The sequence below is a fragment of the Bradyrhizobium valentinum genome, from assembly GCF_001440405.1.
GTDB lineage: Bacteria > Pseudomonadota > Alphaproteobacteria > Rhizobiales > Xanthobacteraceae > Bradyrhizobium > Bradyrhizobium valentinum.
Genome location: NZ_LLXX01000141.1, coordinates 116,072 through 122,833, shown reverse-complemented (window position 1 = coordinate 122,833; position 6,762 = coordinate 116,072). Strand labels below are relative to the sequence as shown.

The window sequence follows — 6,762 nt, the reverse complement described above, 5'->3', positions numbered from 1 at the left end:
GGTCGACTGGGCGCTGGAACAGATCGCCGCCACTTTGAGGCAGGATTTCTCGTGACCACTGGCCAGCGCCGCCGACTGCCGTCGTTCTGTTAGTCCCGATACACACCCCCATGCCTCATCTTCCGGGTATACCGAAAACCCATTTTAAAACTCGCGTGCGGATGCACGCGCTCGCTGAGCTATTTCCCTTCGCTGAGCTAAATGGAAGGAGCATGCTGACTCCGGCAAAGAAGAACTCAATGAAAAAGCGCGTCGCCATCTGTCTACGGGTCAGCACATCCAAGGACACCGAAAGTCAACTGCGCGAGTTGAGCGCTGTGGCCGGTAGGTCGGGATGGGAGATTTGGAAAGTCTACGAAGACGCCGGCATCAGCGGCGCCAAGGGCAGGCATCAACGTCCTGGGCTTGACGCCATGATGAGAACGATGAAACGCGAAAGAGCTCGACATGGTTGCGACATGGTCAGTGGATCGGCTCGGTCAATCGCTCACCGACCTGCTCGACATTCTCCAAAGCCTTCGTGAAAAGGGAGTTGGGCTGTTCCTTGACCAGCAAGGACTCGATACTTCGACCACCGCCGGCAAGGCGTTGTTTTAGATGCTGAGCGTATTTGCGGAATTTGAGCGGAGGATCATTCGAGAGCGAGTCCACGCCTTTCTCGCTCGTGCCAGGCCGAAAGGAACGAAACTAGGGCGGCGTTGTGTCGAGCCTGCTATTGAAGCGCGAATATGAGCCACGGCGGAACGACGCTATGCCGATACCGAGTGATCGCTTCTGGCGGATACTGTTGAAAAAGTCGAAATTTGAGAGGCTGCCAAAATCTTGCGAAAGGCCGATGTTTGGACGTTTCTACCGCTGCATGCTCGCTAGGGGCGATGCGAAGGTCCGTGGCCGTTTTTGTGAAGGCGGAAAAGACGTTTTCAACACAATCTGCCAACAGGCGACACTCCATCCGGGTGGGGTTGTGCTCTGTTCAGGGCGCGCGTGCCGTCCAGCGCTCCTTTTTACCTTTCATGCCGACCGGCAAAGCCAAACCCACGCGATGGCGTGACATCGCATTCCCGGGTTCAAGGTTGTTCAGCATCAGCGCCGCCGCGTCAGCGTAGGGGATGATCATTTCTGGCACACGAGAGGCAAAGATCGGCACGAGCAGCCAATCGGGCAACCACTTGACTGCAGCGGGTGTTTGAACAGGCAATCGGTCTATGGCGACGCGCAACCTTTCCAGGCCGACAGCAGCGTCCTCCACCATCGGGCCAGGGCAGAGCAGGCGAAAGTCCAGTGTGGATGCCTCGAGCCGCTTGAAGTTCTCGCCGTGCGGCCAGTAGGTCTTCTTGATCAACGGCAGCTCCAATCCGCGACGCCGCGTGTCGCCAATGTCCAGCAGACCTGCTCCGCGATGAACCACGCCACCGGGCGATTTGCCGGCTCAATGGTCTCAAGGCCACTGACAATATGTGCTACCAGAGTGACGAATCTGTCGCCGTCGCTAACCAGACCCGCGGTGTTGATGACAACATCGTCACCGCCCAGAAGCGCTCCGAGCTGATTTGCAGACAGGGTGGTAATATCGGCTTTGTGCACTTTGACCTTGTCCCGCCATGATGCGGGCAGTTTGGAAGGTGTGCGCACCATCACCGAAACCTCATGTCCGGCATCAACGGCTTGCTGAGCAACGTGCTTACCCATCGCGCCCGAGGCGCCGAGCACTATGATCTTGGTCATCGCAATGTGCCTTTCAGTTTGAAATAATCAAATCGTTCATTTTATGCTGATCCATTGTTGTCCGGCGATGCCGACCTTTGCCTTTTCATGACCGTCGTGGGTCATTTGCCACCGAATTGGGCTGCGGAAGTCCATGTAGGCCATCCGGACCTGTTGGCCCTCCATGGTCAGCGGCAGGAATTGGAGGGGGCCAGGATACGGCCAGCCTTCCAGGCTCGTGCCAAGCGGCTCAGTATATGTGTTGGGCGGTTGTGTGGCGGCAGTAGCGGGGGGTGGGACTAAAGTGGTCGCCGTGGCGAATGGAGCCAAAGACGCCTCTGCGAGAAAGGGCAATCCCAGCAGAGTGCGGCGGCTAGCGTCTTGCTCACGGTCTGCGGGTTCGCGAACTCGTGAGAGTGGACGCGCATGTTGTGTTTCTTCGGTCATGGAAACCCTCTTTCGCGCAGTCAGATGCAAACCGCTCAAACATAGACAGGCCGCCAAAAGGCGGTAGCCCCGACGGAAAGCCGCCCAAAGTCGATCTTCGAGGTCAAAATAACGAACACCGTCAAGTGCGCCCAAGGTCAGTCATCTCATCTTTCGCAGAGGGCTAGTTCGAATATGCCGCCCGCTCTCACGCCGAGTTGAAGCACGTCCCTCACGATTGTTTGAAGCCCACGTGCTCGCCCGCCACGTCGGACGCCGCTGGGGGAAGATTGCCGGGAGACCAAGGCGTGATCCCGAAGTTAGCGCAAGCTCGCCCCAGTCGCAGCAAGAAGGGCAAAGTCATTTTCCGGCACATTGATTATGTTCGAGCCAATCCGGTTGGCGTCGGCTTGGGGCAAAATCCCAAGATCCGCCCGTACATCGGGGATTCGTTGAGTCCCTCAGCGCGCACTGATGGCGTCCTGCCGTCCGCAGAAACTCGGCACATCGAAATGAATCTCAGAGCGAAACTTAGAGGAGATTGCAGATGCCTTCCAATTCCAATCGTGGCGTGGTTTACCTCAAGCCCGGCAGCGTCGAAGTTCAGAGCATCGACTTTCCGACCTTCCGCAATCCGGCAGGAAAGTCGATCGACCACGGCGTCATCCTCAAGGTCGTAACGACAAATATCTGCGGCTCCGACCAGCACATGGTCCGGGGCCGCACGACGGCACCGGCCGGCATGGTGCTCGGACACGAGATCACCGGCGAGGTGATCGAGAAAGGCCGTGACGTCGAGTATCTCAAGGTCGGCGACCTCGTATCGGTGCCTTTCAACGTCGCGTGCGGCCGCTGCCGGACCTGTCGAGAGGGTGACACCGGCGTCTGCCTTCACGTCAATTCCGACCGCGCTGGCGGCGCCTATGGCTATGTCGATATGGGCGGATGGATCGGCGGGCAGGCCGACTACGTGATGGTGCCCTATGCCGATTTCAACCTGCTGAAGTTTCCGAACAAGGCGCACGCGATGGAAAAGATCCGTGATCTGACCTGCCTCTCCGATATTTTGCCGACGGGATTCCATGGAGCCGTCACCGCCAAGGTCGGGGTGGGGTCGACGGTCTATGTCGCCGGCGCCGGGCCGGTCGGCCTCGCGGCGGCAGCGTCCGCGCGCATCCTTGGCGCCGCAGTTGTCTTGATCGGAGATATGAACACGGAGCGACTCGCCCACGCCAAGAACGTCGGCTTCGAGCCGATCGATCTCACCAGGCACGATCGGTTGGGCGAACTGGTCGCCGACGTCCTCGGCGTTCCGGAAGTCGACTGTGCGATCGACTGCGTCGGCTTCGAAGCAAAGGCGCAAGGAACCGACGGCAAGGTCGTCGAAGCGCCTGCCGTCGTGCTGAACAGCCTGATGGAGATCACCCGCGCAGCCGGCGCGATCGGCATTCCCGGCCTCTATGTGACCGACGATCCCGGCGCGAAGGAGCAGGCAGCCAAACAGGGCAACCTCAGCCTGCGCCTCGGTCTCGGCTGGGCAAAGTCCCATGCCCTCCACACCGGCCAGACGCCGGTGCTGAAGTACAATCGCCAGCTCATGCAGGCGATACTTTGGGACAGGCTGCCCATCGCCAAGATCGTCAATGTCAAGGTGATCGATCTTGAGCAGGCGCCGGAAGGCTACAAATCATTCGACGCCGGCGTCGCAAGCAAATTCGTCATCGATCCGCACGGGCAACTCTCTAAAGCGGCCTGAGACAAAAGCAAACTGGGCGCATCACTGATTGAGGGTCTTTCTATCTCCAAAACGACACCGTGGACGCTCTAAGCGTCCACGGTGTATTATCGAGCGGCAGCGGGGCGATTTTCCTCTCAAATTGAAACATGAGCACCTCGATTGGGACTCACTCAGCGGTCGTCTGGGCAGCGCTGGGCGGCTGGGCCGCCTTCCCTTCACGGGCGAGCCGGGCGAGGCCCGTGTGCAGAATGGCAGCGACGATGGCACCAACGATTGGGTCTGTCACATCGCTGAAAATACCAGTCGCGACCATAGGGCCAGGCGCTCGCGCCGGGTTGAAGGCGGCACCCGTTTGGAAGGAACGACCTGGCCTCGTTCAGGTCCGCTCTACCGCACCGCCGACGATCGCCCTGGTCGGCCTGTTGTTAGGCAGCAGGGAGTCGAAATGGCGAAGCGCCATTTCGTGCAGTCGGCGCAGGCCTCCATCCAGCACGATTTTTAGTGGCGTGACAGCTCATGGCGGCCAGAGCAGCCAGCAACGTGAATGAATTCGAGAGCCCATCGTATCTAATCTTTTGTGTAGTCTTACCGGATTCTGGCGAACCTCTGATGCCGGTACTCGATCGGGCGAGCCCTCCGTTCATGACAAGCTCAAGTCCCAAGAACGAGAACGGCTGCATTCGCGCAAGCTGAGGAGCTTTGCCTCACTGCTACTCGAATTGAAAGTTCGCCGCTGCCTGCTCTATCTGCTTATCACAGCTCGACCCTTCGGCCTATTTCAATCAATGCGCTCGAGGGTATCTTGAACCGGTCGATGGCATGCGCGGAATTGCGCGACATGAACGAGAATAATGCGATGCGCCATCGCGACAGGAGATTTCGATGTTTGCTGCTGCTGAAATCCCCTCGCTCGATGTAATAGCTTGCTTCATCGAGGACTGACACTCCGTCCTGTTTCGCAAGCGCAAGGACAGCCGGAAGGTCGGGGACTTCGACGAAACCAAAGTGAACAGTTACGTGCCAAAAACCCTCGTCGAGTTGTTCTATGCGGACGCGGTCTTTTGATCGAATGCGAGGAACGTCCTCGAAGCTGACCGTCAGGCAAATAACGGTCTTTTGCAGCGATCCGACGCGCTTCACGTAGTTGACGATGATGGGCGGTATCGCCCCACCAACTCGTGTGAGAAACACCGCCGTGCCACGAACTCTAGCGACGTTATCTGTGCGAAGGTGCGCGAAGAACTTGGCCGGCTGTTGAGATATTGCCGCGTTGCGGCGATACATTGCCTCAACGCCGTAATGCCAGGTCGTCATGATGGTGAACACGAGGGCGCCGAATGTCAGCGGGATCCAGCCGCCATCCAATATCTTCAGAAGGTTCGCCGAGAAGAAGGCAACATCGACGGCCAACAAAATACTCGTGACGGCGGCTGCCTGGCAGAGGGACCAATGCCACCGATTGCGCATTACATGGTAGAGCAGTGCCGTCGTTAAGACCATGGTGGTCGATACAGCGGTCCCGTAAGCTCCCGCAAGGCGATCGGAACTTCCGAATCCTGCGGTCAGGCCGACGGTAAACGCCATCATAGTCCAATTGACGAATGGTACGTAGATCTGTCCGTGTTCTTCCGCCGAGGTTTGACGGATCCGTACACCCGGAAAATAGCCGAGTTGCATCGCCTGCCTCGTCATGGAGAACGCACCGGTGATGATGGCCTGGCTGGCAATAATGGTGGCGAGCGTTGCGAGCGCGACCAGCGGGTAAATCGACCAGTTTGGCGCGAGCTTGAAAAACGGGTTTGCTTCGAGGTCGGGAGCGCCCAGGAAATTCCCGATCTGGCCGGCGTAGTTGAGGACGAGAGCCGGCAGCACGACGCAATACCAGGCAGCGCGGATTGGATTTGGTCCGATGTGGCCCATGTCAGCGTAAAGCGCTTCACCGCCCGTCAGGGCGAGGAATACGCCGCCCAGCAGGGTGAACCCGAGAAATCCGTGCTCAATCATGAGTCGAGCACCATAGATAGGGCTTATCGCAGCCAGAACATGCGGATGATGCACGATTCCGACAAGTCCAAGAATCGCGATTGTGGCAAACCACACGAACATGATCGGTCCGAAGGTGTTTCCAATGGTCCCGGTCCCACGATTCTGAATCGCAAACAGGCCGACCAGAATGATAAGGGCAAACGGCATCGTGTACGGTTTGAATATACTTGTTGCGACGTTCAGGCCTTCTACCGCGCTCAGGACCGAGATTGCCGGTGTAATAATTCCGTCTCCATAGATGAGGGCTGCACCAAACAGGCCCATGATAATGAGCCACCGACCACGACCAGCCCAGCGGGCACCGGTCAACGTCATCAGCGCGAGTATCCCGCCTTCACCGTGATTGTCGGCGCGCATGACCAGAAAGCAGTACTTGATCGATATCGTGATGATCAGCGCCCAAAAGACGAGGGACAGCGTGCCAAGAGCCGCTTCCGGCGTGAATTGATCCCCCATGAAGTGCATAACAGTCTGCAAGGTATACAGAGGGCTGGTCCCTAGGTCGCCATAGACAATGCCGAGTGCCAGAAGCCCAGCCGGTACGGTTGCGGGCCGTGCCAACTTCTTTTGAGTGTCCCCAGCTCGATCCGCCGGAGTATTCAGTGCGGACGCAGCAGATGTTGGCATGATATTTCCAGCATTCTTCCTTCGTGCGCAGCGAGATGGGGCAAGCTTGCGCCACCCATCGCGTCAACAAGGATGTTCAGCCTGAAGAGCAAAAATCCGAATGTGGGTACGGCCAAGCTGGTGCGTATCCTGCCGCTCGGTGTGGTTAGCGATCATTGAGCCTTCCTCACGCGGCCAACCTGGAGCATCGCGCCTTTCGCACATCACGGGTTGTCTTTCAG

At 58.2% G+C, this 6,762-nt stretch carries 6 protein-coding genes and 1 pseudogene; 3 read left to right on the top strand and 4 right to left on the bottom strand.

Going from position 1 to position 6,762, the window contains the following annotated elements:
• Positions 1–110 precede the first annotated feature (110 nt).
• Together CP49_RS49370 and CP49_RS49365 are read left to right on the top strand one after the other, a co-directional pair.
• Positions 111–524, top strand: a complete 414-nt coding sequence (locus CP49_RS49370) for a recombinase family protein (RefSeq protein WP_420807640.1) — start codon at positions 111–113, stop codon at positions 522–524.
• Positions 448–732, top strand: a pseudogene (locus tag CP49_RS49365) (recombinase family protein). Before CP49_RS49370 ends, CP49_RS49365 begins: the two are co-directional and overlap by 77 nt.
• Positions 733–973: 241 nt before the next feature.
• On the opposite strand, the gene CP49_RS46280 reads toward CP49_RS49365, so the two are convergent.
• Genes CP49_RS46280 through CP49_RS46270 form a run of 3 tightly spaced genes read right to left on the bottom strand, consistent with a single transcriptional unit; the run spans position 974 to position 2,151 of the window.
• Positions 974–1,342, bottom strand: a complete 369-nt coding sequence (locus CP49_RS46280; protein WP_197423215.1) for a hypothetical protein — start codon at positions 1,340–1,342, stop codon at positions 974–976.
• Complete coding sequence (locus tag CP49_RS46275) at positions 1,339–1,725, bottom strand: NAD(P)H-binding protein (protein WP_197423214.1); 387 nt, start codon at positions 1,723–1,725, stop codon at positions 1,339–1,341. Before CP49_RS46275 ends, CP49_RS46280 begins: the two co-directional genes overlap by 4 nt.
• Positions 1,726–1,761: 36 nt before the next feature.
• Complete coding sequence (locus CP49_RS46270; RefSeq protein ID WP_197423213.1) at positions 1,762–2,151, bottom strand: hypothetical protein; 390 nt, start codon at positions 2,149–2,151, stop codon at positions 1,762–1,764.
• 526 nt (positions 2,152–2,677) lie between these two features.
• On the opposite strand from CP49_RS46270, the gene fdhA reads away from it, so the two are divergent.
• A complete protein-coding gene (gene fdhA / locus CP49_RS24560; RefSeq protein WP_057852743.1) occupies positions 2,678–3,886 on the top strand; it encodes a formaldehyde dehydrogenase, glutathione-independent in 1,209 nt (402 codons plus the stop codon).
• A gap of 735 nt (positions 3,887–4,621) precedes the next feature.
• Here the strand turns inward: fdhA and CP49_RS24555 are convergent.
• On the bottom strand, positions 4,622–6,541 hold the full coding sequence (locus CP49_RS24555) for a potassium transporter Kup (protein ID WP_082646210.1): 1,920 nt from the start codon (positions 6,539–6,541) through the stop codon (positions 4,622–4,624).
• Positions 6,542–6,762 lie beyond the last annotated feature (221 nt).